1 pseudogene is annotated in these 1283 nt (G+C 34.8%); it reads left to right on the top strand.

The annotated features are described in order from the left end of the window. Window positions 1-1047 (top strand): annotated as a pseudogene (locus IQ234_RS20765) (ISAs1 family transposase); the annotation flags it as partial. Between the last annotated feature and the right edge of the window lie 236 nt (window positions 1048-1283).

Genomic DNA, 1283 nt, shown 5'->3' with positions numbered 1-1283 from the left:
AATACTGGGAACAATGCTAGGATACTCAGGTTATAGAGAGCTAGGAGAGTTTGCTAAAAATAACTTGCCCTGAGCCAAGTCGAAGGGTCGGCACAGGCTCAGTCAAGAATTTAACATAATTCCAGAAAGAGTCCCATCCTATTCAACAATTAGAAGGGTAATGATGGGAGTTGACTGGCAGAGTTTGTTAAAAATGTTTAATGAATGGGCATTAGAAAAATATGGACAAAGAGATGACATAAATTGGCTAGACATAGATGGAAAAAGTCTCAAAAACACCCTAAAGAATCCTAACAATGAACAACAAAATTTTATTATGTTTGTCTCATTGTTTAGTCAAGAAATTGGATCAGTATTACACATAAAAAGAATCGAAAACAAAAAAGGGTCTGAAATCGACGAAGGTCAAGCTATAATTGAAGATTGCACTCTCTAAAATAAAGTTTTTACTGGGGATGCTTTACACTGTCATAAAAAAACAATCAGCTTAATAGCCAAGAGTAAAAACGATTATGTTATCACCGTTAAAGGAAATCAGAAAAATCTTTATCAGCGAATACAAGACCTGAGTAATTCCTCAAAGCCAGAAAGTTGCTTTCTCGAACAAGATAATAGTCATGGACGAAAAATATCAAGAAAAATAGAAGTTTTTAAAGTGAGGAAAAATGAAAGACAATGGTTTGAAAATCTGCGAAGAGTTATTAAAGTAGAAAGAAGGGGTAGTCGCGGGGATAAAACGTATGAAGAAACAGCTTACTATATCAGTGGTCACTGAGCCTGTCGAAGTGTAGCCTAACCGAATCCGCCCAAGTCTTTGCTAAAATTATTCGAGGACATTGGAAAATAGAAAATCAGTTACATTGGGTAAAAGATGTAATTTTTGAGGAAGATAAAAGCCAGATAAGTGATTTTCAAGCGGCCAGCAATTGGTCAATTCTCACAACTATAGGATTGAATCTTTTCAGAGGTTTGGGTTTTCTCTCAATAACAGAGGGACAGAGGTGGTTAGCTGAACGTTGGGAAAAACTGATAGTTTTATCGACGTAGGAAGCAGAAAAATTAGCTAAATTAACAGAATGTACTCTCAGACAATTTGAAGAGAGATAGGCTTTTAGTGTCTTGGGAACAAGCTTTATCAATCTATTCATAATAAATATTGGCAGAGGATTAAAAATTAGTTATTGTGACTAACTCTTTTGGTTAGAAAAAGATAAACTTGAGAATCTTCGGTCAAATTTATTGACTCAAAATCAGCTATACTTAATTTAAATGAAACAGCCCTA

Origin of the sequence: Microcystis aeruginosa LEGE 91341, assembly GCF_015206885.1 — a bacterium.
GTDB classification, from domain to species: domain Bacteria; phylum Cyanobacteriota; class Cyanobacteriia; order Cyanobacteriales; family Microcystaceae; genus Microcystis; species Microcystis aeruginosa_H.
Note: the sequence above shows the minus strand (reverse complement) of the source record. Positions and strands in the feature narration are given on the sequence as shown.